This is a genomic window from Pseudomonas viridiflava (assembly GCF_900184295.1).
Taxonomy (GTDB): Bacteria; Pseudomonadota; Gammaproteobacteria; order Pseudomonadales; family Pseudomonadaceae; genus Aquipseudomonas; species Aquipseudomonas viridiflava.
The window spans coordinates 4,161,235-4,187,722 of the sequence record NZ_LT855380.1 but is presented as its reverse complement, the minus strand read 5'-3'; the positions used below and the strand labels follow the sequence as shown (position 1 = coordinate 4,187,722).

20 protein-coding genes are annotated in these 26,488 nt (G+C 61.4%); 9 read left to right on the top strand and 11 right to left on the bottom strand.

What is annotated here, in order from left to right; translation table 11 throughout:
- Window positions 1-11: 11 nt before the first annotated feature.
- The 3 genes from CFBP1590_RS18685 (at window position 12) to CFBP1590_RS18675 (ending at window position 4,848) form a co-directional block, all read left to right on the top strand.
- A complete protein-coding gene (locus CFBP1590_RS18685; RefSeq protein WP_088235708.1) occupies window positions 12-1,169 on the top strand; it encodes a glutathionylspermidine synthase family protein in 1,158 nt (385 codons plus the stop codon).
- A 214-nt stretch (window positions 1,170-1,383) separates the two neighbouring features.
- Window positions 1,384-2,430, top strand: coding sequence for a WD40/YVTN/BNR-like repeat-containing protein (locus CFBP1590_RS18680; protein ID WP_088235707.1), 1,047 nt, complete (start codon window positions 1,384-1,386; stop codon window positions 2,428-2,430).
- A gap of 27 nt (window positions 2,431-2,457) precedes the next feature.
- Window positions 2,458-4,848 carry an efflux RND transporter permease subunit gene (locus CFBP1590_RS18675; RefSeq protein ID WP_004884510.1) on the top strand — a complete coding sequence of 797 codons (2,391 nt, stop codon included), beginning with the start codon at window positions 2,458-2,460 and terminating at the stop codon, window positions 4,846-4,848.
- Between the two features lie 653 nt (window positions 4,849-5,501).
- On the opposite strand, the gene CFBP1590_RS18670 is transcribed toward CFBP1590_RS18675, so the two are convergent.
- Window positions 5,502-6,215, bottom strand: a complete 714-nt coding sequence (locus CFBP1590_RS18670) for a FadR/GntR family transcriptional regulator (protein WP_004884509.1) — start codon at window positions 6,213-6,215, stop codon at window positions 5,502-5,504.
- A 121-nt stretch (window positions 6,216-6,336) separates the two neighbouring features.
- On the bottom strand, window positions 6,337-8,079 hold the full coding sequence (locus CFBP1590_RS18665; protein ID WP_088235706.1) for an IlvD/Edd family dehydratase: 1,743 nt from the start codon (window positions 8,077-8,079) through the stop codon (window positions 6,337-6,339).
- Window positions 8,080-8,294: 215 nt separating this feature from the next.
- On the opposite strand from CFBP1590_RS18665, the gene CFBP1590_RS18660 reads away from it, so the two are divergent.
- The 6 genes from CFBP1590_RS18660 to CFBP1590_RS18630 all read left to right on the top strand — a co-directional run bounded on the left by CFBP1590_RS18660 (window position 8,295) and on the right by CFBP1590_RS18630 (window position 13,751).
- Window positions 8,295-9,608: an MFS transporter gene (locus tag CFBP1590_RS18660; RefSeq protein WP_004884507.1), complete on the top strand. Its 1,314-nt coding sequence runs from the start codon at window positions 8,295-8,297 to the stop codon at window positions 9,606-9,608.
- Window positions 9,609-9,641: 33 nt separating this feature from the next.
- The gene (gene araD1 / locus CFBP1590_RS18655; protein WP_029243404.1) at window positions 9,642-10,634 is read left to right on the top strand and encodes an AraD1 family protein; all 993 of its coding nucleotides are present in this window, start codon (window positions 9,642-9,644) and stop codon (window positions 10,632-10,634) included.
- A gap of 527 nt (window positions 10,635-11,161) precedes the next feature.
- Complete coding sequence (locus CFBP1590_RS18645) at window positions 11,162-11,446, top strand: DUF5629 family protein (protein WP_058430585.1); 285 nt, start codon at window positions 11,162-11,164, stop codon at window positions 11,444-11,446.
- A 112-nt stretch (window positions 11,447-11,558) separates the two neighbouring features.
- Window positions 11,559-12,101 carry a hypothetical protein gene (locus tag CFBP1590_RS18640; RefSeq protein ID WP_058430586.1) on the top strand — a complete coding sequence of 181 codons (543 nt, stop codon included), beginning with the start codon at window positions 11,559-11,561 and terminating at the stop codon, window positions 12,099-12,101.
- Between the two features lie 107 nt (window positions 12,102-12,208).
- Window positions 12,209-13,381: a lactonase family protein gene (locus CFBP1590_RS18635; RefSeq protein ID WP_043306476.1), complete on the top strand. Its 1,173-nt coding sequence runs from the start codon at window positions 12,209-12,211 to the stop codon at window positions 13,379-13,381.
- Between the two features lie 187 nt (window positions 13,382-13,568).
- The gene (locus CFBP1590_RS18630) at window positions 13,569-13,751 is read left to right on the top strand and encodes a hypothetical protein (protein ID WP_004883855.1); all 183 of its coding nucleotides are present in this window, start codon (window positions 13,569-13,571) and stop codon (window positions 13,749-13,751) included.
- 246 nt (window positions 13,752-13,997) lie between these two features.
- On the opposite strand, the gene CFBP1590_RS18625 is transcribed toward CFBP1590_RS18630, so the two are convergent.
- The 9 genes from CFBP1590_RS18625 to CFBP1590_RS18585 are packed head-to-tail and all read right to left on the bottom strand — an operon-like array spanning window position 13,998 to window position 26,342.
- Window positions 13,998-14,597, bottom strand: a complete 600-nt coding sequence (locus CFBP1590_RS18625) for a glutathione S-transferase (RefSeq protein ID WP_058430587.1) — start codon at window positions 14,595-14,597, stop codon at window positions 13,998-14,000.
- Entirely contained in the window at window positions 14,594-18,241 is a 3,648-nt protein-coding gene (locus CFBP1590_RS18620; RefSeq protein ID WP_088235705.1) for an AAA family ATPase, read from the bottom strand. The genes CFBP1590_RS18625 and CFBP1590_RS18620 overlap by 4 nt, the downstream gene beginning before the upstream one ends.
- On the bottom strand, window positions 18,238-19,482 hold the full coding sequence (locus CFBP1590_RS18615; RefSeq protein WP_058430589.1) for an exonuclease SbcCD subunit D C-terminal domain-containing protein: 1,245 nt from the start codon (window positions 19,480-19,482) through the stop codon (window positions 18,238-18,240). Before CFBP1590_RS18615 ends, CFBP1590_RS18620 begins: the two co-directional genes overlap by 4 nt.
- Before the next feature lie 39 nt (window positions 19,483-19,521).
- On the bottom strand, window positions 19,522-21,180 hold the full coding sequence (locus CFBP1590_RS18610; RefSeq protein WP_088235704.1) for a BatD family protein: 1,659 nt from the start codon (window positions 21,178-21,180) through the stop codon (window positions 19,522-19,524).
- Entirely contained in the window at window positions 21,177-22,895 is a 1,719-nt protein-coding gene (locus CFBP1590_RS18605) for a VWA domain-containing protein (protein ID WP_088235703.1), read from the bottom strand. The genes CFBP1590_RS18610 and CFBP1590_RS18605 overlap by 4 nt, the downstream gene beginning before the upstream one ends.
- Complete coding sequence (locus CFBP1590_RS18600) at window positions 22,892-23,950, bottom strand: vWA domain-containing protein (protein WP_029243395.1); 1,059 nt, start codon at window positions 23,948-23,950, stop codon at window positions 22,892-22,894. The genes CFBP1590_RS18605 and CFBP1590_RS18600 overlap by 4 nt, the downstream gene beginning before the upstream one ends.
- The gene (locus tag CFBP1590_RS18595; protein WP_088235702.1) at window positions 23,943-24,437 is read right to left on the bottom strand and encodes a DUF4381 domain-containing protein; all 495 of its coding nucleotides are present in this window, start codon (window positions 24,435-24,437) and stop codon (window positions 23,943-23,945) included. Before CFBP1590_RS18595 ends, CFBP1590_RS18600 begins: the two co-directional genes overlap by 8 nt.
- On the bottom strand, window positions 24,434-25,378 hold the full coding sequence (locus CFBP1590_RS18590; RefSeq protein ID WP_004883863.1) for a DUF58 domain-containing protein: 945 nt from the start codon (window positions 25,376-25,378) through the stop codon (window positions 24,434-24,436). Before CFBP1590_RS18590 ends, CFBP1590_RS18595 begins: the two co-directional genes overlap by 4 nt.
- Window positions 25,379-25,382: 4 nt before the next feature.
- Window positions 25,383-26,342, bottom strand: a complete 960-nt coding sequence (locus CFBP1590_RS18585) for an AAA family ATPase (RefSeq protein WP_004883864.1) — start codon at window positions 26,340-26,342, stop codon at window positions 25,383-25,385.
- Window positions 26,343-26,488 lie beyond the last annotated feature (146 nt).

The window sequence follows — 26,488 nt, the reverse complement described above, 5'->3', positions numbered from 1 at the left end:
GGATCCGGCCCATGAAAAAGATCAGCATCGAAGAACGACCTGACTGGCAAGCCACCGTCGAGCGTGAGGGGTTCAACTTCCACACCATCGACGGCGAACGCTACTGGGATGAACGCGGGTATTACCTGTTCACCGAACAGCAGATCACCCGCGATCTGGAAGCGCCGACCCAGGAACTGCATCAGATGTGCATGGATGCCGTGGGACGGATCGTGGACAGCGAAGAGCTGCTGCGCCAGCTCGCCATTCCGGAAGCGTTCTTCGAACTGATCCGCACCTCATGGAAGCAGGGTCACCCGCACCTCTATGCACGTTTTGACTTCGCCTACGATGGCAGCGGTCCGGCGAAGATGTACGAAATCAATGCCGATACCCCGACCAGCCTGATGGAGGCCGGGGCGGTGCAACTGCTGTGGCTGGAAGAGCAGATGGCGCGCGGTGTTCTGCCTGCTCATGCCACCCAGTTCAACTCCATCGCCGAAGATCTTGTGCGAGCGTTCGCCGAGTTTCCCCGTCAGGGTCCGTTTCATTTTTCGGCGATGTCGGGTTCAGTGGAGGATCGCGGCACCACCGATTTTTTGCGTCGGATGGCGGCTCATGTCGGCATCGACGCCCGACATATCGACATCGAAGACATCGGCCTGACCACCGACGGACGCTTTGTCGATCTCGACGCACAGCCCATCGAACGTCTGTTCAAGCTGCATGCCTGGGAGCACATCTTTCACGAGTCGTTCGGCGAGTATGTCGCGGCCAGCGGCACACAGTTCGTCGAGCCGGCCTGGAAGGCCATTCTCAGCAACAAAGGCATTCTGCCGCTGCTGTGGCAATTCAACGAAGGCCATCCCAACCTGCTGGAGTCCCACGTGGATCGTGATCCCCGGCAGGCTGTGCCCAGAGGCTGGGTACGCAAGCCGTACTTCTCCCGCGAAGGCGCCAACATCGAGATGCGCACACCGGGTGATCAGGTCATTGCTGTCGATGGGCCGTATACCGATGCGCCTTACATCATGCAGGCGTACTCGCCACTGCCGCGATTCGACGACAGCTATACACTGATCGGTTCCTGGGTGATCGGTGATCTGGCCTCGGGTATCGGCATCCGGGAAGACGACAGCCTGATCACCAAGGACTCCAGCCGTTTCCTGCCTCACGTCGTCATCGACTGACTGCGATCGACACGTTCTGTATCAGGCTGGCTGATAGCGCATCAATCACAGTCAATGCGCTTAACAAAAGATAACGACATGTCGATTGTCAGCCATTTGCAAAACTGCCTAGGATGGCGAGGCTTGCAAAAGGTACGGCCAGAGCGCTCGCGAGCGTTTGACCCGTGCGAGCGGGCCGGTGTCAGAGCCTAATAACAATAAGAGGGGAACGTCCATGAGTGAGCCTGTCTATCGGCGCACCCGGTTACGCGCGGGCATGTCCCTGGCAATCCTGATGGCGTGCACGGTGTCTGCACCGCTCATGGCCGCGACCGATCCGGCGCCAGCCGCGACCACCAGCACGACCGGCATTTATGCCATTGAATCAGCGAAAGCCGCTCGCGGCCTGCTGCTGGACATCGCCCACGCAGGGGCTCGACTGGTCGCAGTCGGCGATCACGGCCATATTCTTTATTCCGATGATCAGGGCAAGAGCTGGGTCCAGGCCCGCGTGCCGACTCGCCAGTTGCTGACCGCCGTCTATTTTGTCGACGAACAGCACGGCTGGGCGGTGGGACACGACGCACAGATCCTCGCCAGCAGCGATGGCGGCAAGAGCTGGAACAAACAGTTCGAAGACCTTGCACGCGAGGCGCCGTTGCTGGATGTCTGGTTCAAGGACCTGCAGAACGGTCTGGCCGTCGGGGCCTACGGTGCCTTGTTGACCACCACTGACGGCGGACAGCACTGGGAAGATGTCAGTGATCGTCTGGACAACGAAGATCAATACCACCTCAACGGCATCACCCAGGTCAAGGACGCCGGGCTGTTTATCGTCGGCGAGGCTGGCAGCATGTTTCGCTCCCGTGACGAAGGGCAGACCTGGGAAAAGCTTGACGGTCCCTATCAGGGCTCGCTGTTCGGGGTGATCGGCACCGCCAGCCCGTCGACGCTGCTGGCCTATGGTTTGCGCGGCAATCTGTTCCGCTCCACTGACTTTGGTGACACCTGGCAGCCCATTGAACTGCAGGGCGCACGCGGCCCGCTGGAATTCGGTCTGGCCAGCGCTTCGCTGCTGGCTGATGGCTCGCTGGTGCTGGTCGGCAATGGCGGCAGTGTGATGCGCAGCAGCGACGACGGCGAAACCTTTCAGGTCTTCAACCGCCCCGACCGGATCTCGCTGGCGGGTGTGACCTCCAATCTTCAAGGCAATCTGATTCTGGTAGGTCAAGGAGGCGTTCGCATCGCCTCGCCAACGGGCGCCGAGACGACCCAACAATAAGACCTTTCAGGGCGGGGACATTCAGGCATGACCAATCTTCAACACACCCAGCATTCCGGCGGAAAAGAGACCTTTCTCGAGCGCCTGATATTCAACAACCGCCCGGCCGTGATCATTCTGTGCCTGCTGGCCAGCATTTTTCTGTTCTGGCAGGCCACCCAGGTTCGCCCGTCCACCAGCTTCGAGAAGATGATTCCGCTGTCCCATCCGTTCATCCAGAACATGATGGCGCACCGCAACGATCTCGCGAACCTGGGTAACACCGTGCGTATCTCGGTGGAGGCCAGGGATGGCGACATCTTTTCCAAGCAGTACATGGAGACGCTGCGCCAGATCAGCGACGAGGTGTTCTACATCCCCGGCGTCGACCGCTCCGGCCTGAAATCGCTGTGGAGCCCGAGCGTACGCTGGACCGAAGTCACGGAGGAGGGCTTTGCCGGTGGCGAAGTGATTCCGCAGAGCTACAACGGTTCGGATGAGAGTCTGGACCTGTTGCGCAACAACATACTCAAGTCCGGGCAGGTCGGGCGGCTGGTGGCCAACGACTTCAAGTCCAGCATCATCGACGTGCCGTTGCAGGAGTCCTATCCGGACCCTGCTGATCAGGGCAAGTTGCTGGCGCTGGACTATCAACAGTTCTCGCACCAGCTCGAAGAGAAGATTCGCGACAAGTACGAAGCCCAGAACCCCAACATCAAGATTCACATTGTCGGTTTCGCCAAGAAGGTCGGTGATCTGATCGACGGCCTGTTCATGGTGGTGATGTTCTTCGGCATCGCCTTTCTGATCACGCTGGTTCTGCTGATCTGGTTCACCCGCTGCCTTCGCAGCACCATCGCCGTGCTGATCACCACGTTGATTGCGGTGATCTGGCAACTGGGGCTGATGCATGTCGTGGGGTTCGGTATCGACCCGTACTCGATGCTGGTGCCGTTCCTGATCTTTGCCATCGGCATTTCCCATGGCGTGCAGAAGATCAACGGTATTGCCTTGCAATCCAGCGACGCCGAAAACGCATTGATGGCGGCAAAGCGTACTTTCCGTCAGTTGTTCCTGCCGGGCATGATCGCGATTCTGGCCGACGCCGTGGGTTTCATCACGCTGCTGATCATTGATATCGGCGTGATTCGCGAGCTGGCCATCGGGGCGTCCATCGGTGTCGCGGTGATCGTGTTCACCAACCTGATCCTGCTGCCAGTGGCGATTTCCTACGCAGGCATCAGCAAGCGGGCGATCAATCGCAGCAAGCAGGATGCGGTGTCCGAGCATCCGTTCTGGCGGCTGCTGTCCAACTTTGCCAGCGCAAAGGTTGCGCCGGTTTCCATTGTGCTGGCGCTGCTCGCCTTCGGTGGCGGCCTCTGGTACAGCCAGAACCTCAAGATCGGCGACCTGGATCAGGGCGCGCCGGAGCTGCGTCCCGATTCACGCTACAACAAGGACAACGCGTTCATCATCAGTCATTACTCCACCAGTTCGGACGTGCTGGTGGTGATGGTCAAGACGCCTCCAGAAGGCTGCTCGGCCTATCCGACGATGTCGGCGATCAACGAACTGGCCTGGAAGATGGAGAACACTCAGGGCGTGCAATCGGCCATCTCGCTGGTGACGGTTTCCAAGCAGGTCATCAAGGGCATGAACGAGGGCAACCTGAAATGGGAAACCCTGTCGCGTAACAAGGACGTGCTCAACAACTCCATCGCCCGCGCCGATGGCCTGTACAACAACACCTGTTCGCTGGCACCCCTGCTGGTGTTCCTCAACGACCACAAGGCTGAAACCCTCGACCGTGCTGTACATGCGGTGCAGGACTTCGCCAAAGAGAACGACCGCCCGGACATGCAGTTTCTGCTGGCTGCGGGCAACGCCGGTATCGAAGCGGCGACCAACGAGGTGATCAAGAAGTCCGAGCTGACCATCCTGATCCTGGTCTACATCTGCGTCGCCGCCATGTGCATGATCACCTTCCGCTCCTGGGCGGCCACGCTGTGCATCGTGCTGCCGCTGGTCCTGACTTCGGTGCTGGGTAACGCGCTGATGGCGTTCATGGGTATCGGCGTGAAAGTCGCGACCTTGCCGGTGGTGGCACTGGGCGTGGGGATCGGTGTCGATTACGGGATCTACATCTACAGCCGTCTGGAGAGTTTCCTGCGCGCCGGACTGCCGTTGCAGGAGGCCTATTACGAAACCCTCAAGTCCACGGGCAAGGCGGTGCTGTTTACCGGTCTGTGTCTGGCAATTGGCGTGTGCACCTGGATCTTCTCGGCGATCAAGTTCCAGGCCGACATGGGCCTGATGCTGACCTTCATGCTGCTGTGGAACATGTTCGGCGCATTGTGGCTGCTGCCAGCGCTGGCGCGGTTCCTGATCAAACCGGAGAAAATGGCGGGCAAGGTGGGGAATTCACTGTTTTCGCATTGATAGGGCGGTGGCACATGAGTGCGTCTACGCGCCGCGCTCAGTATGGGCATGCATCCCGTGAGGCTCTGCGTCACATTCAAGAGCGGACGCGGAGCGTCCTGGGCGGCGTTACCACGCTGGAGCGTAGGAACGATCATCACCTGCCCCGACACTGATCGTGCCCATGCTCCGCGCTCATCGTTATACACAAGTCTGCTTCAACCCTGATCGTGCCCATCGCTCCGCGTGGGCATGCCTCCCGTGACGCTCCGCGTCACAAATGGCACAGATTGCGGATTAAGTGAGCCGAGCGCATGACGTGGATAACGCTGGAGCTTGTCTACGCATCTGCGCCACATTCGAGAGCGGACGCGGAGCGTCCTGAGCGGCATTCCCACGCGGAGCGTAGGAACGATCAGCGTGATCTCAGGCACGCCGACCATGCCCATGCTGGTGCTCAGCGTTATACCCGAGTCTTGCCGCCTCCCACGGGGTATGCATTCAGTCAGTCACGTTCGTTTTGGCCCCCGTTTTGCGCGTCTTGCGGACTTGTGTATAACGATGAGTGCTCCGCGTGGGCATGCCGCCCGTGACGCTCTGCGTCACAAATGGCTCAGACTGTGGAGCCAGGGAGCCGAGCGCATGGCTCAAATGATCCTTTTGGCTCTTGGCAATCAAACCCCGCCCAGTACCACCGTCAACGCATTGCGCGCATCGTCCAGTTGCACCAGCGAAGCATGGCGGGCGGCGAGGGCGTCGCGGTTCTGGATGGCGGTGAGGATGGCCTTGTGACGCGGCATGGCCAGCTCGTGCAGGTTGGGCCGCTTGTTGGAATACTTCAGCGCTTCGCGCAATGCCAGTGACAGCATGTTGCACAAGTGAGCCAGCAGATCATTGTGGGTTGCGTCGGCGATACGGCTGTGAAAATCCAGGTCAGGTTGCAGCAGGTCTTCCGGCGTCGGGGCCGCTTCCATGCGCTGATACGCCTCATGAATCGACTCGATTTCCTCATCCGTCGCATGCTGCGCCGCCAGCGCTGCAACAGCGGGTTCGATCACCGCACGCACACTGGTCAGCAGGTTAAAGAACTCATTCTGCGGCGAGCTCTGCATCACCCAGTGCAATACATCCGGATCCAGCAGGTGCCATTCGCGCCGTTCCTTGACCACCGTGCCGACGCGTGGCCTCGAGTAGACCAGACCCTTGGCCACCAATACCCGCGTGGCTTCACGCAGCACCGGACGGCTGACGGCGTACTCTTCGCAGAGCAGCGCCTCGGGAGGCAGTTTTTCGTCAGGTTTGAAACGACCGGATACGATCTGCATGCCCAGTTCCTGGACAATGCGCGCGTGCATGCTTTTACGGTCTGAAGGCTTTCGGTAGTCCATGGGAACGTGCGTCGATCCTGGCGGTGAGTGCCGCGCATCATAACACTGCGCATCGCCCAAGGCGGCCGCCCGTGGGAGGGGCAGCCGCTTCTCAGGACAGGGAACTGATGGCAGTCAGCGACTAGTGAGAATGCCTCGGCACTTCAGAGCCTCGGTTGCCGATCAGGAAGTCGAAATCGCAGCCCTGATCCGCTTGCATGACGTGATCGATATACAGCTGGCGATAGCCACCCAGCAGCAATTGAGGTGGTGCCTGCCAGTCGGCCAGACGCGCCGCCAGTTCCGCTTCAGGAATGTCCAGGTGCAAACGCCCGCTGGCGCAGTCCAGTTCGATCCAGTCGCCTTCCTTCACCACCGCCAGCGGTCCGCCTGCCGCCGCTTCCGGTGCCACATGCAGCACCACGGTGCCGTAGGCCGTACCGCTCATGCGCGCATCGGAAATCCGCACCATATCGGTCACGCCCTGAGCCAGCAGCTTGGCCGGAAGCCCCATGTTGCCGACCTCGGCCATGCCGGGATAACCCTTGGGTCCGCAGTTCTTGAGGACCATAACGGAGGTTGCATCGATGTCCAGATCCGGATCGTTGATGCGGGCCTTGTACATCTCGAAATTCTCGAACACCACGGCGCGACCGCGATGTTGCATCAGCGCAGGTGTCGCAGCGGAAGGCTTGAGCACGGCGCCCAGCGGGGCGAGGTTGCCACGCAGCACGCAGATGCCGCCGTCGGCGCGGATCGGGTTGTCCAGCGCGCGGATCACCTGATCTTCGCCATAGATCGGCGAGTTGCAGGTGTTCTCGGCAATGCTTTTGCCGTTGACGGTCAGTGCGTCAGGGTTGGGCAGCAGACCGGCTTCGTTCATGCGTCGCAGCACGGCGGGCAGGCCACCCGCGTAGTAGAACTCTTCCATCAGGAAGCGCCCGGACGGTTGCAGGTCGACGATGGTTGGCATGCCGCGACCGACGCGGGTCCAGTCATCCAGCTCCAGATCGACGCCGATGCGTCCGGCGATGGCTTTCAGGTGGATCACGGCATTGGTCGAGCCACCGATGGCGGCGTTGACCCGGATTGCGTTCTCGAACGCGGCCTTGGTCAGGATCTTCGACAGACGCAGGTCTTCACGAACCATGTCCACGGCGCGCATGCCGGACATGTGTGCGAGCACGTAGCGTCGTGAATCCACTGCCGGAATCGCTGCGTTGTGTGGCAGCGAGGTGCCCAGCGCTTCGGCCATGCAGGCCATGGTGGACGCGGTGCCCATGGTGTTGCAGGTGCCTGCCGAGCGGGACATGCCAGCTTCGGCAGAGAGGAATTCATCCAGGCTGATCGTGCCGGCTTTATAGGATTCATGCATCTGCCAGACGATGGTGCCAGCGCCGATGTCTTTGCCTTCATGCTTGCCATTGAGCATCGGGCCGCCGGTCACGACGATGGCCGGAATGTCGCAACTGGCCGCGCCCATCAGCAGGGCCGGGGTTGTCTTGTCACAACCGGTCAGCAGCACAACGCCATCGATCGGGTTGCCGCGAATCGCTTCCTCGACATCCATGCTCGTCAGGTTGCGGGTGAACATCGCGGTAGGGCGCAGGTTGGATTCACCGTTGGAGAACACCGGGAATTCAACCGGCCAGCCACCGGCCTCGATCACGCCGCGTTTGACGTGTTCGGCAATCTGACGGAAGTGGGCGTTGCAAGGCGTCAGCTCGGACCAGGTGTTGCAAATGCCGATGATCGGCTTGCCTTGAAACTGATGGTCGGCGATGCCCTGATTCTTCATCCAGCTACGGTACATGAAGCCGTTCTTGTCGGCAGTGCCAAACCACTGGGCAGAACGAAGGGTCGGTTTTTTATCGGAGTCAGACATGATCGGCTCTCTTATTGTAAGACTTAATGTCGATGCTGCTGGCTAAGGTAAGCCTAAAAAACGCCGATTGGAAGAGTTGTCAGTTTAAATAGTATTACTATATAGTCGTTTTCAGTTGAGGGACGACCCTTGCCTCGGTGTTGCTGCATATCGGCACCCAGGTACTGAGGCGATCCCCGCAGGTTCCATAACAAAAACAATGGGAGACCGCCTTCATGAGCCAGGAACTGCGGCTTATACGTCGCATTACGTTCAAACTGATTCCCTTTCTGATCCTGCTTTACCTGATCGCCTACGTGGACCGCTCTGCCGTGGGCTTTGCCAAGCTGCACATGGGTGCCGACATCGGTATCGGCGACGCTGCCTACGGGCTGGGTGCCGGGCTGTTTTTCATCGGTTACTTCCTGCTGGAAATCCCCAGCAACCTGATGCTCGAACGCTTTGGCGCACGCCGCTGGTTTGCCCGGATCATGATCACCTGGGGCGCCATCACCATTGGTATGGCCTTCGTTCAGGGGCCGCACAGCTTCTACGTGATGCGCTTTCTGTTGGGCGCGGCCGAGGCGGGCTTCTTTCCTGGCGTGCTGTACTACATCACCCAGTGGTTTCCGGTCCGCCATCGCGGCAAGATCCTGGGCCTGTTCATCCTCTCGCAACCCATCGCCATGATGATCACCGGTCCCGTGTCCGGCGGTCTGCTGGGCATGGATGGCGTTTTGGGCCTGCATGGCTGGCAGTGGCTGTTCATTGTCATCGGTACCCCTGCGATTCTGCTGACCTGGCCGGTGTTGCGCTGGTTGCCTGACGGTCCGCAGCAGGTCAACTGGATGAGTCAGGACGAGAAGGACTGGCTGACCGGCGAGCTGAAGAAAGATCTGGAGGAGTACGGCCAGACCCGCCATGGCAATCCGCTGCATGCGCTCAAGGACAAGCGCGTGTTGTTGCTGGCGCTGTTCTACCTGCCCGTGACCTTGAGCATCTATGGACTTGGCCTGTGGCTGCCGACGCTGATCAAGCAGTTCGGCGGCAGTGATCTGACCACCGGTTTCGTGTCTTCAGTGCCTTACATTTTCGGGATCATCGGCCTGCTGATCGTGCCGCGCAGTTCCGACCGCCTCAACGACCGTTACGGCCATCTGGCGGTGCTGTATGTGCTGGGCGCCATCGGTCTGTTCTGCAGTGCCTGGCTGACGTTGCCGGTCGCGCAACTGGCAGCATTGTGTGTCGTGGCCTTCGCGCTGTTTTCCTGCACGGCCGTGTTCTGGACCCTGCCGGGCCGTTTCTTCGCCGGTGCCAGTGCCGCTGCCGGCATTGCGTTGATCAACTCGGTCGGCAACCTGGGCGGCTATATTGGACCGTTCGTGATCGGCGCCTTGAAAGAGGTGACCGGCAGTCTGGCGTCAGGTCTGTACTTCCTGTCCGGCGTCATGGTCTTCGGCCTGGTGCTGACCGGCATCGTTTATCACGTGCTGGAGCGCAAACATGTGCTGCCAGCCTCCGAGTTCGCCGCCAGCGCCAAGGCGCGCTAGGTCCGGCTTTTCACTGTCTGAAAGGAGATTTCCATGCGGTTGGTGCAATTTGAATTGAACAACGGTGAGCGTCGGGTCGGTTTGGTGGACGGCGATCAGGTGCGTGAAGTGCAGGGCGTAGAGAGCGTGCGCGAACTGGCATTGGCGGCGATCAAGGCAGGTTCAGGGCTTGCGCAGCAGGTCGAGCAGCGCGGTGTTGGCGAGGCGCATGATTACGCGCAACTGCTGGAAGAGCTGCGCATTCTGCCGCCACTGGATCACCCGGATCCGGCGCACTTGCTGGTCAGTGGTACGGGGCTGACGCATCTGGGCAGCGCTTCTGCGCGGGACAAGATGCATCAGCAGTCGGGTGACGAGTCAGCCATGACCGACACCATGCGCATCTTCAAGTGGGGCGTGGAAGGTGGCAAACCGCAAGCCGGGCAGGTCGGTGTGCAGCCGGAATGGTTCTACAAGGGTGACGGCAGCATTGTCGTGCGTCCGGGCGAGTCGTTCTCGCTGCCGCCGTTCGCTGAAGATGGCGGGGAAGAGCCGGAGTTGAGCGGTCTGTACGTGATCGGCCACGACCACAAGCCTTACCGGCTGGGCTACGCGATCGGCAATGAATACTCCGACCACATCATGGAGCGCCGCAATTACCTGTACCTGGCCCACTCCAAGCTGCGCGCCTGCTCGTTCGGGCCGGAACTGCGCGTGGGTGATCTGCCGCAGAACCTGTCGGGTACCAGCAAGGTCTGGCGTGACGGTAAAGTGCTGTGGGAGAAAGAGTTCCTCAGCGGCGAGGCCAACATGTGCCACAGCCTGGAAAACCTTGAGTACCATCACTTCAAATACGCCCAGTTCCTGCGTCCAGGTGACGTGCACGTACACTTCTTCGGCACCGCGACGCTGTCCTTCGCCGACGGCATCCGGACCCAGCCGGGGGATAAGTTCGAAGTCAGCCAGGCTGAATTCGGCAAGCCGCTGGTCAACGGTCTGGCACCGAGCGAAGCGGTGTTCCAGCCGGGCGGGATTGGCAAGCTGTGAGATAAGGGCACGCATGTTGTTCTGCGCCATCTCCTCAAGGTGACGCAGAGCGTCACAAATGGCACAGATTGCGGATTCAGTGAGCCGAGCGCATGACGTGGATAACGCTGGAGCTTGTCCACGCATCTGCGCCACATTTAAGAGCGGACGCGGAGCGTCCTGGGAGGCATTCCCACGCGGAGCGTAGGAACGATCAGCGTGATCTCAAGCACGTCGATCATGCCCATGCCCATACTTGTGCTCAGCGTTAAACCCGAGTCTTGCTGCGACCACGGGTTATGCATTCCGTCAGTCACTTTCGTTTTAGCCCCCGTTTTGCGCGTCTTGCGGACTTGTGTATAACGATGAGCGCGGAGCATGGGCATGATCGGTGTGCGTGAGACCACTGCTCGTTCCCACGCTCCAGCGTGGTAACGCCGCCCAGGACGCTCCGCGTCCGCTGGTGGACGTTGCAGAGTTCGCGAAGATCATGGCAAGTCATCGCGCTATTGCCCTATCATTCGCGCTTTTGCAGCCCGGATACTCTCATGACCACTACCCCAGACACCTTGTTCTCCGCCCTTGAAACTTCTTCGATGTTGGAAATCGACGGTCTTCACGCCTGGGATTTTTCCCTGGGTGAAGAGCTGAACATCGAGTGCATGGACGGACGCGAGCGCAAGGTATGGCGTTTCACGCTGGATCAGGTCAAGGCTGCGGTCTTCGACGAGTCGCTGCAAAGCTGGGTCGTCAACGATGGCAACGCCGACCACCGCATCGTCTGCCTCGATGCCTTCACGCCTAGCGATGAAGACGACGCCGACGAAGCTTGATCCAGATCAAGTCCGCTTTACCGGTTAGTCGCTAGATTCGACGCTGTACACACTGGCTTCGCCAGTGTCGGCCCAATGGACTGGGCCGAAACCAAAAAGATAGGGAGATCCAATGTCTACTCAAGGTGCGTTGAGTCGTGCACGTCTGTTGCCGACGTTTCTGGGCGTCCTGCTGCTGGGGCTGGGCATCATCATGGTCATCGGCGGCTTCAGGCTGTCGGGCCTGGGCGGTTCCTTCTACTACATGCTTTGCGGGTTCGGCTTCTCGGCCATCGGTATTTTGCTGGTGATCGGGCTGCGCTTCGCTGTCTGGCTGTTCACGCTGATGCTGTTGCTGAGCACAGTATGGGCGCTCTGGGAGGTTGGCCTGGACCGTCAGCGCCTGATGCCGCGCCTGTTCGTGTGGTTTCTGGTCGGGCTGGTGCTGGTACTGCCGGTTGCACGTCAGGCGCTCAAACCTTCCCGTCAGCGCGTGTCCGTCAGTAGCCTCATCATCGCTTTGGTCCTGGCGGGCATCACGCTCGACCCCATCGGTCAACTCAAGTACTTCACTCACCATACGCAGGAAATCGTGGCCACGCTGGTTCCGGGCATGGAGCTGCCGTGGGTGTCATTTGCCGAGGCACAAGCCGGGTTCCGGCAGCCGGAAGGCTAGTCGGCGCAGATCCATTGCAGGCTCTGCAAAACTACACCCCGTTGTCAGTGTCATAGAGCTGATTGCCGCGTGACAGGCGTCATAACTTCAACAAAAGGGATGCCCCCATGCCCCACAAAATTCTGCCTTGGCTGGCGATGGCCAGTGCCATGAGCGCTTTCACCCTGCAGGCTCAAACCATGACCGATTCCGAATTGCTGCTGGGTTCCTATACCCAGGGAACAAGCGAGGGGATCTACCGTTTTGGCTTCGACAGCAAGACTGGCATGATCAGCCCCAAGCCGCTTCAAGTGATCAAGACCGAGAACCCGTCCTGGCTGACGGTTTCCAAAGACCAGCGTTACCTGTTCGTCGTCAACGAGAACGGCCCTGGCCAGACCGATACGGTGGGCAAGGTCAGCAGTTTCTCCATCGAACCCAAGACCTTCAAGGTTGCGCCGATCAATCAGGTCGAAACCAAGGGCGAGGAGCCGACTCACTCGAGCCTGAGCAAGGACGGCCGCTACCTGTTCGTGGCGAACTACGCGGTGAACCCTGATCCGGGTGGCGCGTTGTCCGTGATGCCGGTCGGCAAGAATGGCCAGTTGAGTGATGCCGTTCAGGTCCTGCCATTGGGCCCTGGCAGCAAGGTCAATCCGGAACGGCAGGCCTCGTCCCATGTTCACCTCGCAGTGCCGACTCCGGATGGCAATTACGTGGTAACGGCCGACCTGGGTGCCGACAAACTGTTCGTCTACCGCTACAACGCCGATCAGGCCAAACCCCTGCAGCCTGCCAAGGTGCCGACCGTGCAGTTGCCTGCGGGCAGTGGTCCCCGTCATGTGCTCTTCAGCAGCAACGGTAAACATGCCTGGCTGGTACTGGAAATGTCGGCTCAGGTGGTGGTGTTCGACTACCTGGACGGCGGCTTCAAGCAAACCCAGATACTGGACATGAAAAACAAGGGCGTTGACCAGAAGAACGGCGGCGGCGCCTTGCACGCCTCACCCGACGGCAAGTTCCTGTACGTGACCAACCGTGGCGAGGCCAATCAGGTCGTGGTGTTCCGCATTGACCCTGCCAGCGGGAAGCTTGAGGAAATCCAGCGTCGCACTGTTGAAGGCAAGGAGCCTCGTGAGTTCAGCTTCGACCCCAGCGGCAGGTTCATGCTGTTTGCCAATCAGAAGAGTAACCAGATCGTGACCGTACGCCGTGATCCGCAAACCGGCATGGTCGGCGAAACGGTGCAGAAACTCGACGTGGATGCACCTTCTTATGTGCATTTTCTGAGCGACAAATAGGATACAAACGCTTCAGCCCGCGCAAACCGCGGGCTGAAGCCGTTATCAATCCTGATGATATAAGTTAGTGCTACAAAAGATTTCTGCTGAATCACCCTCAGGCGTAAGTTTGAGTCACGGCCAAGACGGCCAGAACTCACAGCAGCACAGAAGCAGCGTGCAGCGCCGACATAGAGAGGTGACCAACATGAACTTCAATCTTTTCTCCATCATTGCTGCATCGGCTATTTCCGCTTCCGTGGCACTTCCTGCCAGCGCCAGTGTTGAAGTCAGCGACAAGAAAGCCCACGCGACACAGACCTACACAACCAAGTATCTGCAACAAAGCGCCAACTTCTACGCCGCGCTGGATCACAAGTCCGCCCAGTGAAACGTGCGTGAATCCATTCCCCGTTAACGAAGGTTTCGATACCGGGGAATGGATTCGTGAACGGCAATGCTTTCGCGAGCATGTTCGCCCACACAGGTCCACGCGACCACTGCCCATTGCGTGGCAGACAAGGCATGGACTGTTACGTGAGCCTGCTCGCGAAAGCGTTGAATCCCCTTGACCCCGTTACCTCATCCGTAACGGGGATTTTTTTGTGCCGGAAAAAGACAGTCAAGGGCAATTGGTCTATTTGCGCATGACCGCGTCAAACAGATCGGAGTCCAGAAAGCGCTGCAGCCAGTTGCGCAAGGCAGAGTAGGGACTTTGCGCAAACCAGTCCGGATCGACAAAGCAGAACTGGCGAATGAACGGCGCGAGGGCGATGTCAGCCAGTGTCTGGCGTTCACCCAGCAGATAAGCCTGCGATTGCAGTCGATCTTCCAGCTTGCGCAGAAAGACTTCGCCCAGCGCTCGGTAATGCTCGGGTGGATGCTCTGGGTGGCGCACGGCGTACTTGTAGCGGTCCAGATTCAGCTTGAAAACCTGATCGTTCTCTTCGATCAGGTCGGCGATCTGCCGTTGTCCCGCAGGAGCCTGCGCCAGCAGCCAGTCATCCGGGTCATTCTGCGCCAGTGCCCAGTGCATGATGTCCAGGCTCTGTTCCAGAACACGGTCCTCCAGGACCAGCACCGGAACCGTGCCCTTGGGCGAGCGCTCGAGCATTTCCGGCGGCTTGGCCTTGAGGCTGACTTCATGGATATCCACCTGGCAGCCCGCGTAACGCAGCGCCATGCGGGCGCGCATGGCGTATGGGCAGCGGCGGAACGAGTAAAGCATCGGCGTCATGAGCTGCCGACTTCGATGGTGCTCAGCCCGTTGCCCTGACGGCGGACCTTGATCTGTACCGGGATGCGCTCGTGCATTTCCTGAACGTGGGAAATGACGCCCACCTTGCGACCCTGAGCCTGCAGGCCGTCCAGTGCATCCATGGCCAGTTGCAGCGACTCCGGGTCGAGGCTGCCGAAGCCTTCGTCGATAAACAGCGATTCGATACGCAAGGTGCTGGACGCCATCGATGCCAGGCCCAGCGCCAAAGCCAGCGACACCAGAAAGGTTTCTCCGCCCGACAGTGAATGCACCGATCGGGTCTCGTCGCCCATCTCGGTGTCCAGCACCAGCAGGCCGAGCATGCTGCCGCCGCGCTTGAGGCGGTAGCGGCGCACCAGTTGTTTCAGTTGCGCGTTGGCGTGGTGCACCAGCAGATCGAGGTTGTAGGCCTGGGCGATCTTGCGGAATTTGTCGCCTTCGGCCGAGCCGATCAGCGCAGCCAGTCGTGCCCAGCGTTGGTATTCGCCGGTGGCGTCGTTGATGCGCGTCTGCAATTCACTGTTGGCGTTGCGGCGGCGCTGGTCTTCGCTCAGTTGCGCGCGCAGTTCGGCACAGTGCTGTTCGCTCAGGGCCGTCTGTTCCTGCGCCTGCAACAGGGCGACATTCAACGCGTCGCTGTCGGTCAGGCCGGCATGTTGCGCCTGATGCTGCTGCACGCGCTGTTCGCGTTCGTTGAGCAGGATTCGCGCCTGCTCCAGCGCTTTCTCGGCTGCCTGCGACTGCTGGCGCAACTGCTCGACCTGCTCGTCATCGTAGGTGAGGAGCGTGTCCAGCGCCGCGTCATCCAGTTCTGCGTGCTGAGTGCGCCAGTCTGTAAGGGTGGCGTCCAGCTCCGTCAGTTCCTGCTGCAAGGCCTGCTGCTGTTGCTCACCGGACTTGAGTTCGGCAGCCAGCTGTATCAGCTGACTCTGGATATCCTGCAGAGACTGGGCGGCCGAGCTTTCGGCCTGACGGGCCTGCTCGACGGCGTGTTCCAGCGTCTGCTGCCACTGCTCGGCGCTGGTGTGGTCGCCCAGCAGGTCCTGCAACCGTTGCTGGCTTGCCTGCTGCTGTTCGCTGAGGGCGGCCACGGCCTGCTGCTGTTCTGTAACACGCTGCAGACGGTTCTTCTGCTCGACCTGTTCGCTGTCGATGCGCTGCTGGCGTTCACGCTGTTCCTGCTGCTCTTCGCCTTGCTGCTCCAGTTGATCGAGGCGCTGCACCACTTGCTGCTCTAGCTGCATCACGGTGGTCGAGGCATCACTGCGCAGCCCATCCAGAGTCTGCGAAGACACCAGCGGCGCGAGTGCAGCCAGTTCTTCGTCTAGACGCTGCTGATCAGCGCTCAGTTGCTGGAGCTGTTCGGTCACGTGATGGGCTGCGGCCTGACTGGCTTCCTGCGCGGTCTGCACCGACTGCTGCAGGCGTGCGGCATCTTTCTGCAGATTGAGCAGGGCTTGCTGGCGCTGCTCGTCGCGCAGAATGATTTCGTTCAAGTGGCTGAGCTGCTGGCTCAGCCAGGCATCGCGTTTGGCAGGGTCACGGTCCAGCAACTGGGCGCCGAGCGGATGCGCTTCAAGGTCCGGAGCCAGTGTCTGATGGCGTTGCGTCAGTTGGTCGTGCTGGCGTAGCAGTTCTTTCTGCCGGGCGATGATTCCGCCGACCTGCTCGCGCAATTGGTTGCGCTGCTCGGTCAGGGTGTCGACGGCCTTTTGTGCGCTGGCCTGCTCATCTTCGTCGTGTTGGGTCAGGCTTTGCAGCAAGGCTTGCGGCTGATGCCACGGGTGCTCGGCACTGCCGCAGACCGGGCAGGGCTGGTCGTCCTGCAACTGGGTACGCAGTTCTTCGACGCTGGCGCTGCGGGCCAGACGCTGGCGCTCCAGCAACTGGCGGGTCACGTTAAGGGTCTGTTCGGCTACGGTCAGCTCGTCCTTGACCTTGATGCCCTGGGTAACCAGTGACTCGCGTTCCTGCTGGGCTTCCTGCTGCTGCCGAGTCAGCGCCTGCAATTGGTGTTCGATGTCCTGCTGGCTGGCCCACAGACGCGTCAGTTCCTCGAAAGCGCGCTGCTGCTTGCGGTTGTCCTGCAACAGGCTGCCGAGGATCTGCAGCTGTTCGGTGACGGCAGCGACTTCGCAATCGGCCTCGCGGTACAGCAATTCCAGCGCGTTGCGCTGTTCAGTCAGTTGTTGCTCGGCCTCGCTGGCGCGCTGTTGCAGCGCAGGCAGCTCACGATTGCCGTGCTTGAGGCGATTGGCAGTGAGCGTCAGGGTTTTCAGGCGGTCGCGCCACGCGTTCCAGCCTTGGGCCAGCGGTGCCAGATCGCTGCTGTCCGCCAGTTGTCCGGCGATGCGCTCAAGACGCTGGGCAACTTGTTGCTGCTGGTCGAGCAGAATGTCCAGGCCGGTCTGGCCCTGGGTGCAGAGGTGCTCGGCCTGCTGCTGGTGTTCCGAGGCCTTGGCCAATTCCTGAGCGAGGCGGTTCAGCGTGCTTTGCGCATCGAACGCCTGCTGCAACAGTGGTTTGGCGGTGTTGTGCGCCTGCTGGGCGTCCTGTAACCGAAGCTGCGCCTGGCTGCGTTGATTGTGCAACTGCTGCTGGCCGGTTTGCAGCGCGATCTGCTGCTCGTGGTGCTGGCGAATCTGCTCGGCCAGTGGCGCGAGCTGAGCGTTCAGGGTGATCCGGCGTGCGAAGCGGTGCCGTTGCGGACCGAGGCGTTCAAGCTGCCCCAGTGTCTGACGCTGGCTGCTCTGGTCGTCCCACACCTGCTGCGCGCCGGTCAGGCTTTTCTGAGCGGCGAGTTGTTCGTCGCGCAGCCGATGCAGTTCGGTCAGCCATTGCTGCTGCAGTTCCAGCTGGCGCTGTTGAGCCTGATGGAGCTTGAGCTGTTGCTGGGCATCGCTCATGCGCTGCTCGAGCTCGGCAAGCTGTTCGGGATCCAGCGGGCTGATATGACTGGCCTGGGCGGTCAGGGCCTTGAGGGCTTCTTCGGCTTCCTTGCTCTTACTGTAGGCGCGTCGCCCGAGCTGGCTGTAGATCGCCGTGTTGGTCAGCTTCTCCAGCAGTTCGCTGCGTTCCTTGTCGTCGGCCTTGAGAAAGGCGCTGAACTCGCTCTGGGCGAGCATCACGGCACGGGTGAACTGTTCGAAATTGAGGCCCAGACGGCTTTCGATCAGTTGCTCGAATTCGCGTTTGCTCTGATTGCTGAGGATCTGCTCGCTGTCCAGATCGGTCAGGGTCTGGCGGCTGGCCTGAAGTTTCTTCGCGGCGTTGTCCCGCGCGCGGTTGGTTTCCCAGCGTGCCCTATAGCGGCGTTGGTCGATGCCGATGAAGTCCACTTCGGCGTAACCGCTGCCGGTGCCACGGCGCAGCAGGGTGCGTGGATCGCTGGTGGTAATGTCGCCGTCGATGTCGGGGACCTTCGACTGGCCGATGTTGCTCAGCCGCGGAATGGCCCCGAACAGCGCCAGGCACAACGCATCGAGCAGCGTGCTCTTGCCTGCACCGGTCGGGCCGGTAATGGCGAACAGGCCGGCGCTGGCCAAGGGTTCTGCGGTGAAGTCCAGTTCGAACGGTCCGGCCAGCGAGGCCAGGTTTTTCAGGCGAATGGCAAGAATCTTCATGGCTGTTCGCTCTCCTGCTGCACTTCACGCAACAGTGTGGCGAAGTCGGTCAGGGTCTGTTCATCGACCTCGCTGCCGAAGTTGTCCTGCCAGGCGCGGCTGAACAGTTCCTGCGGGCTGAGCTGATCCAGTTCGATCAGCGCGGCATCGTCATCACTGCCGACGGCGCTGCCCTTGCCTGCGTATTCGGCACCGATGCGCACCAGTCGCACGGCCTTGCCCTGCAGGGCGGTTTCGATCTGGTTGCGCAGGTCCGGCTGCGGCTCGTCGAGGCGCACGCGCACCTCCAGCCACGGCTGTCGATCCGGGTCGGCCAACAGATCGACGTTGGGCAGTTCCTTGAGCTGCACCAGCAGTTCGGCCAGCGGTGCAGGGCCCAGGCGTTGCAGGTTGACGGCGCGTGGAATCAGGCAGGTGTCGACGCTGGTCAGGGTTTCACCGTCGCAGTTGATTTCCAGAATCTGGTGCTGATAGCCGATTTCCGAGAATGACAATGGGATCGGCGAGCCACTGTAGCGAATGCGCTCTTCACCGTTGACCCGTTGCGGCTTGTGCAGATGGCCGAGGGCGACGTAGGTGATGCTCGGCCCGAACAGGCTGGCGGGCAGGGCTTCGGCGTTGCCGATGATCAGGCTGCGCTCGGAGTCTTCGGACACCGAACCACCGGCCATGTGCGCATGACTCACGGCGATCAGCGCCTGACCTGGCTGGCGTTTGAGGTTGGCGGCTTCGATCAGGCGCTCGTGAACTCTGGCGATACCTTTCAGGTAATCGTCGCCCAGCGTCGGGCCGGTGACTTCGGCGGGGCGCAGGAACGGCAACGCCAGGCACCACGCTCGGACCTGACCTTCCGCATCGGGCAGTGGCAATAGCAGCCGCTCGGCGTCCAGCACGCCTTCATCCAGCCATAACACACGGCCGAGCGCGTGGGTGCGCAGACGACGCATCAGCGGCGCGGGCAGTTCGATGCGCGAGCCTGAGTCGTGGTTTCCGGCGATCATGACGATGGTCAGCAGCGGGTTCTGTTCGTGGGCATTGACGATGAAGTCGTACAGCCGCTCCTGGGCTTTGACCGGCGGGTTGACGGTGTCGAAGATGTCGCCCGCGATCAACAGCACATCAGGCTGGCGCTCGGCCAGACGGGCCAGCAGCCAGGTCAGAAAGCAGGCGTGTTCGAAATCGCGCTCCTGACCGTGAAGGTTCTGACCCAGATGCCAGTCGGAGGTGTGAAACAGACGCATTGAATTACCTTGTCATCAAAAGGGTGGCCGACTGCATCCTCACTTGGGATACAGCGGCGGCAACCCGGCATCGCCTGCCGGGTCCTGAATGTGTTCGGCGGCTGGCAGGGTGCGGATCGCACGCCACAGGTCCTCGCCCAGCCAGAGTTTACCGGTCTCACTGTAGAGTGCGCCGTTCAGGCCATCCAGTGCATCGGACAGCGGCACGAAACGGGCCGCCATGTCGGCCAGGGTTTCCGGTTGTTGGCGCGCCCAGGCATCCAGGGCCTGGCGCGTGGCCTGCGGGTCGTTGGCCAGACAGGCGCGCTTGAGGTCGTCCAGCACAGTACGCGGGCTGGGGCCTGCCTGCACGGTTTTGGCGATTGCCGGCTGGCCGCGCGCGCGCCACCAGAGCAGGCAGGCCAGCAAGGTCGTGAAGGCGAAGAACAGCGTGCTCATCTGCCACGGCCAGACCGGTGGGCCGATGACGGTCAGGCCACTCATTTCGTTGCTGACCGGTGTGTCAACGCCCAGTCCGGGGTTGCCGCTAATCTGCAAGGTGCGGGCGGGCAGGCTTGTGTGCTCCAGGTGGTCTTCACGGGTGTTCCACCAGGTGACTTCCACCGCAGGCAGATCAATTGCGCCGGCACGGGTGGGCACCAGCGCTTCGCGTTCTTCACGGGTGCCGATCAGGCCTCGTTCGCTGGGCAGGTTGCGCAGTTGCGGCTGGTCCGGATAACGGCGCAGGCCGGGTACTTCGGTGGCAGGCAAGGGCGGTAATTGCGCACCGGCCAAACCTTCGGCCTTGAGAATGAGGGTGCGTGTCAGTGAATCGCCGACCTGAGTCTTGCCCGGTTCCGGGCTCCAGCTCTCTTCAAGGCTGACGGTGCGGGCCGGGAGCCATGGCACCTGAGTCGGGTAGTCCGCAGGTACCGCTCTGACGTTCAGCGGGATCTCGGCGGAACTGACGCGCATCACCTTGCCCGGTTGCGGGCCGAACGGGTTGGCGTCCTGATTCGCTGCACTGCTGGCCTGAGGCTGCACCTGCGTCGCGCTGAACACCTGAGGCGGAATGGTCAAGACTCCGCTGTGCTGGGGATAGAGCGCATAGCGCATCTCGATGACCCCGTGGCGCACGCTGTTGATCAGCTTTTCGTAGGTACGCGAATCGCCCAGCTTCTCGATGCGGGCGTCCGGCACCTGCAGCGGGCTGAGGCTGCTGTCGTCGAACAACTGCACGGAGTGGTAGATGCGCAGGGTCAGCACGACCTGAGCCTGAACGTAGACGCTGTCCTGATCCAGCGTCGCCTCGATGAACACCGGTGCCAGTTGCCGATCCTGTTCCCTGGCTTCGTTCTGAATCACTTGCAGAGTCAGTGGCTGGCTTTTCAGGTCGCCCAGTTGCAGGGAAGGAATCGTGACGCTGCCGGTTTGCCGTGGCAGCAGGGTGACGATCCAGCGCGTGGTTGCCTGATTGTTGGTGCCCAGGGTCGTCAGTCGGTTGACCTGACGGGTGTCGCGCACCTCGAAGTCGCTGTCCAGCACGGTCAGGTCGGGCTTGCCGAACTGCGTGACGTCGTCGGTTTCCAGCGTCAGCTCGAAGGTTTCCCCGGCGTTCAGCCGTGTGCGGTCGACGCTGGCCGTCAGTTCGGCCGCGTGTGACGACAGGACAGACAGGCTCAGCAGCAGGCCGGTCAATAAGGGGTACGCGCGACTCATCGGGTCTTTTCCTGATGTTGCTGTTCGTAGCGGAATTTGCGCCGCAGCAGTTCGCCCGGATCGTCCGGAATCTGTCTCAGCCACTGCTCCAGTTCCTGACGTCGTTCGCTGGTGACGGGACGGTCGGCAGGCTGCAGGGGCGGGCGAGTGGTCTGTTCATCGTCTGTCGATGGGCCGGAAGACTGCAGGCCGGACGTGTCCGGAGGCAGGCTTTCGCTGCTGTTGTCCTCACTTGGCCGGGCAGTGTCCTGTTCGGAGGGCGAATGGTTGCTGGTCTGGTCCTGCGTGCCATTCTGGCCTGCTTCATCCTGCTCGGGTTTTTCCGGTTTGTCCTGTTCGGGTTGAGCCGCATTGGCCTGATCCAGAAGATTCTGAACCAGTGCACGGTTGTTCACCGCTGCGGGGAAGTCCGGCTGCCGTTCGAGCGCCTGTTCATAGGCGTCCAGTGCCGCTTCCAGTTCGCCACTGCGGGCCAGCGCATTGCCACGGTTGTAATGATCGGCGGCTGTGTTTCCTTCAGCAAAGCGTTGCGCTGCGCTGGCGTAATCCCCGGCTTCGTAGAAGGCGATACCTTTCCACTGTGGGTCTTCAAAGCGTTGTGCGGCTTCTGCCGGCCGGCGCTGTTCCAGCAGACGCTGACCCTGCTGATCCGGGCGCAGCCACAGGTCCTGAAATTCGAACGCCTGACTGTTCTGCGGAAACATGAACAGCAGCGGCAGGCAGAACAGCCAGCCGCGGCGACCCGCACAGGCGGCGATCAACAGCAGCGGCAGCAGAAACCAGTGACCCTGATCGGCCCAGGTGTCGAGCTGCACGATCTGCCCGTCGCTGCGCAGGCGTTGCGGGCTGGCGAGCAGGCCGAGACTGCGCAGGTCCTCTTCATCAGCCCGCGCCTGACGGTAGCTGCCGCCGACCTGCTCGGCAAAGTCATTGAGGCTGGTGCTGTCCAGACGCGGCACCATGATCGCGCCCTGATCGTCCTTGAGCAGGCTGCCGTTTTCCTGAGTCACTGGAGCACCTTCGGCAGTTCCAATACCCAGTATCAACAAGGGCGGCGACTGGCCGCGCAGGGCCTGACGGATGCCGTCGCGCTCCTGTTCACTCAAGGACGAGCCGATCAGCAGAATCCTGCCCTGGCCCAGCGCACCCTGCTTCAGCAGGTTCAGCGCCTTGACGACCGCCAGATCGGCACGCTGGCCCGGCACCGGCATGATCGACGGCCTGATCGCCTCCAGCAGGTTATGGCTGGTGACCAGATCGTCGGACAGCGGCACCAGCGTGTGGGCGCTGCCCGCGTAGACCACGATGGCGGTCTGTGAGTCGCTGCGCAGTTGCAACAGATCGAGCAGTTTGCGTCGCGCCTGTTCCAGACGTGTCGGGGCAATGTCGGTGGCGAGCATCTGCGGGGTGAGTTCCAGCACCACCACCAGCGGATCGACCGGCTTCTGGCTGATCTGCTCGACACGCTGCCAGCTGGGACCAAGCAGCGCGGCCAGCGCCAGCAGCCAGGCCAGCGCCAGTACCACCCACGGCAGTTTGCTGTTGCTGCCGCGACTGCCGTTCAGCAACACGGCATGAAAGGCGGCGGGCAGGATGATCTGCCAGCGTCCGGCGCGTTTCTGCCGATGCCAGAGTTGCCAGATCAACAGCGCCAGCAAGGGCACGATCAGCAGCCACCATGGACGGAACCAGTGTGGCCAGAGGGAGGCGATCATCGCGACCTCCACAGACGTTCGACGCGCTCACGCCAGCCGAAAGCGCGCAGGCTGACGAGTGCCCGTTGCACGGCGTTGTTGGGCCACAGGCTGCGGATCACCAGCAACACGCTCAGCAGCAGCGCCAATGACAAGGGCCACTGATACAGCACTTGCGCCGGGCGGGCCTGGGTGGGTTGCTGGGCGACCGGTTCGAGCGAGTCGAGGGTGGCGCGGATCTTTTCCAGTTGCTCGCCATCGCGGGCGCGGAAGTATTGGCCGCCGCTAAGGCTGGCAATGTCCTTGAGGGTCGGCTCATCCAGGTCCAGGCTCGGGTTCAGGCCCAGCAGTCCCTGTATGCCGCTCTTGTCAGGGTCTGAGCCGATACCGATGGTGTAGATCCGAACGCCTTCGTTTGCTGCCAGCCGTGCCGCCGTGATCGGGTCGATCTGCCCGCCGTTGTTGGCGCCATCGGTGACCAGCACCAGAACGCGGCTATTGGCCGGACGCAGGCGCAGGCGTTTGAGCGCAAGACCGATGGCGTCGCCGATGGCTGTGTTTTTGCCCGCGATGCCGATTTTCGCCTCGTCCAGCCAGATACGCACGGTGCGGCGGTCGAACGTCAGCGGGGCCTGAACGAAGGCCTGACTGCCGAACAGGATCAGGCCGACCCGATCACCCTGACGGCCCTCGAGAAAATCGCCCAACAGATGCTGAACCAACACCAGTCGGCTGACTTCGTCGCTCTGCCATTGCATGTCCGGGTAATCCATGGAGCCGGAAACATCCACGGCCACCAGCAGGTCGCGGCCGCTGGCAGCCACGGGAAGCGGCTCGCCAAGCCATTGCGGGCGGGCGGCGGCGATCAGCAGAAACAGCCAGATGAGCAGGAACGGCGAGCGCTGTCGCCACGCGGGCAGGTTGGCCTTGGCGCGCCGACCGCTCAAACCTTCGAGTTCGTTGAGGAAGCTGACCTTGAGCGCGGCTTCGCCGCTGTCGGCCATCGGCAACACGAAGCGCATCAGCCAGGGCAGCGGCAGCAGGGCGAAGACCCAGGGCCAGACGAACTCAAACATGTTTGCGAATCCAGATATCGACGGCCTGGGTCAGGCCGCTGATGGCCTTGTCATCGAGTTTGCATTCGGGTTTGTAAGCACCTTCAACAAGGATCATCCAGCGCGTCAGGCCTGCGGCCGGGCAGCGGTTATCGAGAAACGCCAGCCATTTACGACCGTTGAGGGTATGGCTCTGGCTGTGTGGATAGTGGTTGCGGCACAGGCGCTTGAGCAGGCCGTTGATCTGTTGCAGCCAGGCACCGGCGGGGGCGCCGTCATAGGGTTTGGGCAGGCTGGCCAGTTCAGCCAGCGCCGCGACCCGCACGGGATCAAGCGGCTGCTCGCTGCGGCTTTTGCTGACCTTGACCGGCAACAGCGTGCGCAGCCGCCAGATGCCCCAGCCCAGCGCGGGGATCAACAGCAACAGCAGCCACCAACCCGGCGCAGGAGGCCAGAAGCCGATGGTTTCAGGGGCGATCAGGGGTTGCAACTGATCCAGTGGATTCATTTGCGCTTCACCGGACGCTGGGCGTTGAGGTATTCACGCAATTGCTCGACCAGTTCGAACTGGGTGCTCAACGGCATCAGCAGCACGCGCAGTTTCTGCGCAAGCAGTTCCCAGCGCGCCGAGCGCTCCTCACCCTGAACGCGATAGGCGCGACGCAGTTCGGGATCAAGGGTGTCGAGTTCCAGTTGTGCACCGCGCTCGGCAAATCGCAACAGACCTGCCGCAGGCAGCGCGCGGTCCAGCGGGTCGGACAGCGGCAATAACAACAGGTCGCTGTGGCGCGCCAGCAGGGTGAGTTGCTGCTCAGCGGCATCGGACAGGGCACGCTCGTCACAAAGCACGATGACCAGACTGCCGGGACGCAGCACCTCACGGGCACGCCGCAGGGCGGTACCGAACGCATCACGGTCGGCGGGGATTTCGGTGTGCAACGACTGATTGACCCGCACCAGCCGGTTGAGCAGCTGTAAAAGGCTCTGTTTACTGCGCCGGGGTTTGATCTCGTAATGCTCGTTGTCGCCGAACACCAGCCCGCCCACCCGGTCATTGTGTTCCAGTGCGGCCCAGCCGATCAGCGCCGCGGCCTGTGCAGCCAGTACCGACTTGAACATCTGTCCGGAGCCGAAGAACAGGCGACGGCTCTGTTCCACCAGAATGAAAATCGGCCTCTCGCGTTCTTCATGGAAAAGCTTGGTGTGCGGCTCCTGCGTGCGGGCAGTCACGCGCCAGTCGATGCTGCGCACATCGTCGCCTGCCTGATAGACCCGGACCTGATCGAAGTCCACCCCACGGCCACGCAGCTTGGAGTGGTGCAGGCCGATCAGCGGGCTGCGCTGGCTCGGCGTCGAAAAAAGCTGCACTTCCCGCACGCGATGACGCATCTCGATCAGCTCGCTGAGCGTGACGCGAATGCCCGGTTGTGGGATCAGGTAGGGTTGCATGGGGTCAGGCGACGGCCACGACGTCGAGGATCCGCTGAATCACGCGGTCCTGATCGATGCCCGCAGCTTCGGCCTCGAACGACAGGATAATGCGGTGGCGCAGCACGTCGAACAGCACCGCCTGAATGTCCTCGGGGCTGACGAAGTCGCGTCCCGCCAGCCAGGCGTGGGCCCGTGCGCAGCGGTCCAGCGAGATAGAGCCACGCGGGCTGGCGCCATAGGCAATCCACTCGGCCAGTTCCTGATCGAACTTGGCCGGTGTGCGAGTGGCCATGACCAGTTGCACCAGGTATTCCTCAACCGCGTCGGCCATGTACAGACCGAGGATTTCCTTGCGGGCTGCAAAGATCGCCTGCTGGCTGACGCGCCGCTCCGGCTTGGTTTCGCCATTCAGCGCTTCGCCGCGGGCCTGCTGCAGGATCTTGCGTTCGACGGCGGCATCCGGGAAGCCGATCTTGACATGCATCAGGAAGCGGTCGAGCTGTGCTTCGGGCAGGGGATAAGTGCCTTCCTGCTCGATGGGGTTCTGGGTCGCCATGACCAGAAACAGCGGCGAAAGATCATAGGTGCTGCGCCCGACACTGACCTGACGCTCGGCCATGGCCTCGAGCAGAGCCGACTGGACCTTGGCTGGCGCGCGGTTGATTTCGTCCGCAAGCACCAGATTGTGAAAGATCGGACCCTGCTGGAACACGAAACTGCCGGTTTCCGGACGATAGATCTCGGTGCCGGTGATGTCGGCAGGCAACAGGTCGGGGGTGAATTGAATGCGATGAAACTGTGCTTCGATGCCTTCTGCCAGTTCCTTGATGGCCTTGGTCTTGGCAAGGCCCGGTGCGCCTTCGACGAGCATGTGGCCGTCGGCAAGCAGGGCGATGAGCAGGCGTTCGATCAGCTTTTCCTGGCCGAGGATTTGCGTTGAAAGAAATGTTCGCAGCGCAATCAGCGCCTCACGATGTTCCATCGGTGACTGTTCCTGGCAGGGTAATCAGCCGCGTCGGGCGACAGCAGGCTGGGGGCGATACTTTAATTCATTCGGGCAGGTATCGACTAACGACTCTGGGGTTTTTTATGAAGTTTAGAGATAGTTCATACGTTTAGATGGGAATT

What these genes read in the sequence shown, in the direction of transcription:
- CFBP1590_RS18670 (WP_004884509.1), bottom strand. Translation starts at nt 6,215, where the DNA reads ATGGACTACCGAAAGCCTTCAGACCGTAAAAGCATGCACGCGCGCATT.
- CFBP1590_RS18590 (WP_004883863.1), bottom strand. Translation starts at nt 25,378, where the DNA reads ATGCAACCCTACCTGATCCCACAACCGGGCATTCGCGTCACGCTCAGC.
- CFBP1590_RS18615 (WP_058430589.1), bottom strand. Translation starts at nt 19,482, where the DNA reads ATGCGTCTGTTTCACACCTCCGACTGGCATCTGGGTCAGAACCTTCAC.
- CFBP1590_RS18660 (WP_004884507.1), top strand. Translation starts at nt 8,295, where the DNA reads ATGAGCCAGGAACTGCGGCTTATACGTCGCATTACGTTCAAACTGATT.
- CFBP1590_RS18610 (WP_088235704.1), bottom strand. Translation starts at nt 21,180, where the DNA reads ATGAGTCGCGCGTACCCCTTATTGACCGGCCTGCTGCTGAGCCTGTCT.
- CFBP1590_RS18645 (WP_058430585.1), top strand. Translation starts at nt 11,162, where the DNA reads ATGACCACTACCCCAGACACCTTGTTCTCCGCCCTTGAAACTTCTTCG.
- CFBP1590_RS18630 (WP_004883855.1), top strand. Translation starts at nt 13,569, where the DNA reads ATGAACTTCAATCTTTTCTCCATCATTGCTGCATCGGCTATTTCCGCT.
- CFBP1590_RS18640 (WP_058430586.1), top strand. Translation starts at nt 11,559, where the DNA reads ATGTCTACTCAAGGTGCGTTGAGTCGTGCACGTCTGTTGCCGACGTTT.
- CFBP1590_RS18665 (WP_088235706.1), bottom strand. Translation starts at nt 8,079, where the DNA reads ATGTCTGACTCCGATAAAAAACCGACCCTTCGTTCTGCCCAGTGGTTT.
- CFBP1590_RS18595 (WP_088235702.1), bottom strand. Translation starts at nt 24,437, where the DNA reads ATGAATCCACTGGATCAGTTGCAACCCCTGATCGCCCCTGAAACCATC.
- CFBP1590_RS18605 (WP_088235703.1), bottom strand. Translation starts at nt 22,895, where the DNA reads ATGATCGCCTCCCTCTGGCCACACTGGTTCCGTCCATGGTGGCTGCTG.
- CFBP1590_RS18675 (WP_004884510.1), top strand. Translation starts at nt 2,458, where the DNA reads ATGACCAATCTTCAACACACCCAGCATTCCGGCGGAAAAGAGACCTTT.
- CFBP1590_RS18625 (WP_058430587.1), bottom strand. Translation starts at nt 14,597, where the DNA reads ATGACGCCGATGCTTTACTCGTTCCGCCGCTGCCCATACGCCATGCGC.
- CFBP1590_RS18585 (WP_004883864.1), bottom strand. Translation starts at nt 26,342, where the DNA reads ATGGAACATCGTGAGGCGCTGATTGCGCTGCGAACATTTCTTTCAACG.
- CFBP1590_RS18635 (WP_043306476.1), top strand. Translation starts at nt 12,209, where the DNA reads ATGCCCCACAAAATTCTGCCTTGGCTGGCGATGGCCAGTGCCATGAGC.
- CFBP1590_RS18600 (WP_029243395.1), bottom strand. Translation starts at nt 23,950, where the DNA reads ATGTTTGAGTTCGTCTGGCCCTGGGTCTTCGCCCTGCTGCCGCTGCCC.
- araD1 (WP_029243404.1), top strand. Translation starts at nt 9,642, where the DNA reads ATGCGGTTGGTGCAATTTGAATTGAACAACGGTGAGCGTCGGGTCGGT.
- CFBP1590_RS18680 (WP_088235707.1), top strand. Translation starts at nt 1,384, where the DNA reads ATGAGTGAGCCTGTCTATCGGCGCACCCGGTTACGCGCGGGCATGTCC.
- CFBP1590_RS18685 (WP_088235708.1), top strand. Translation starts at nt 12, where the DNA reads ATGAAAAAGATCAGCATCGAAGAACGACCTGACTGGCAAGCCACCGTC.
- CFBP1590_RS18620 (WP_088235705.1), bottom strand. Translation starts at nt 18,241, where the DNA reads ATGAAGATTCTTGCCATTCGCCTGAAAAACCTGGCCTCGCTGGCCGGA.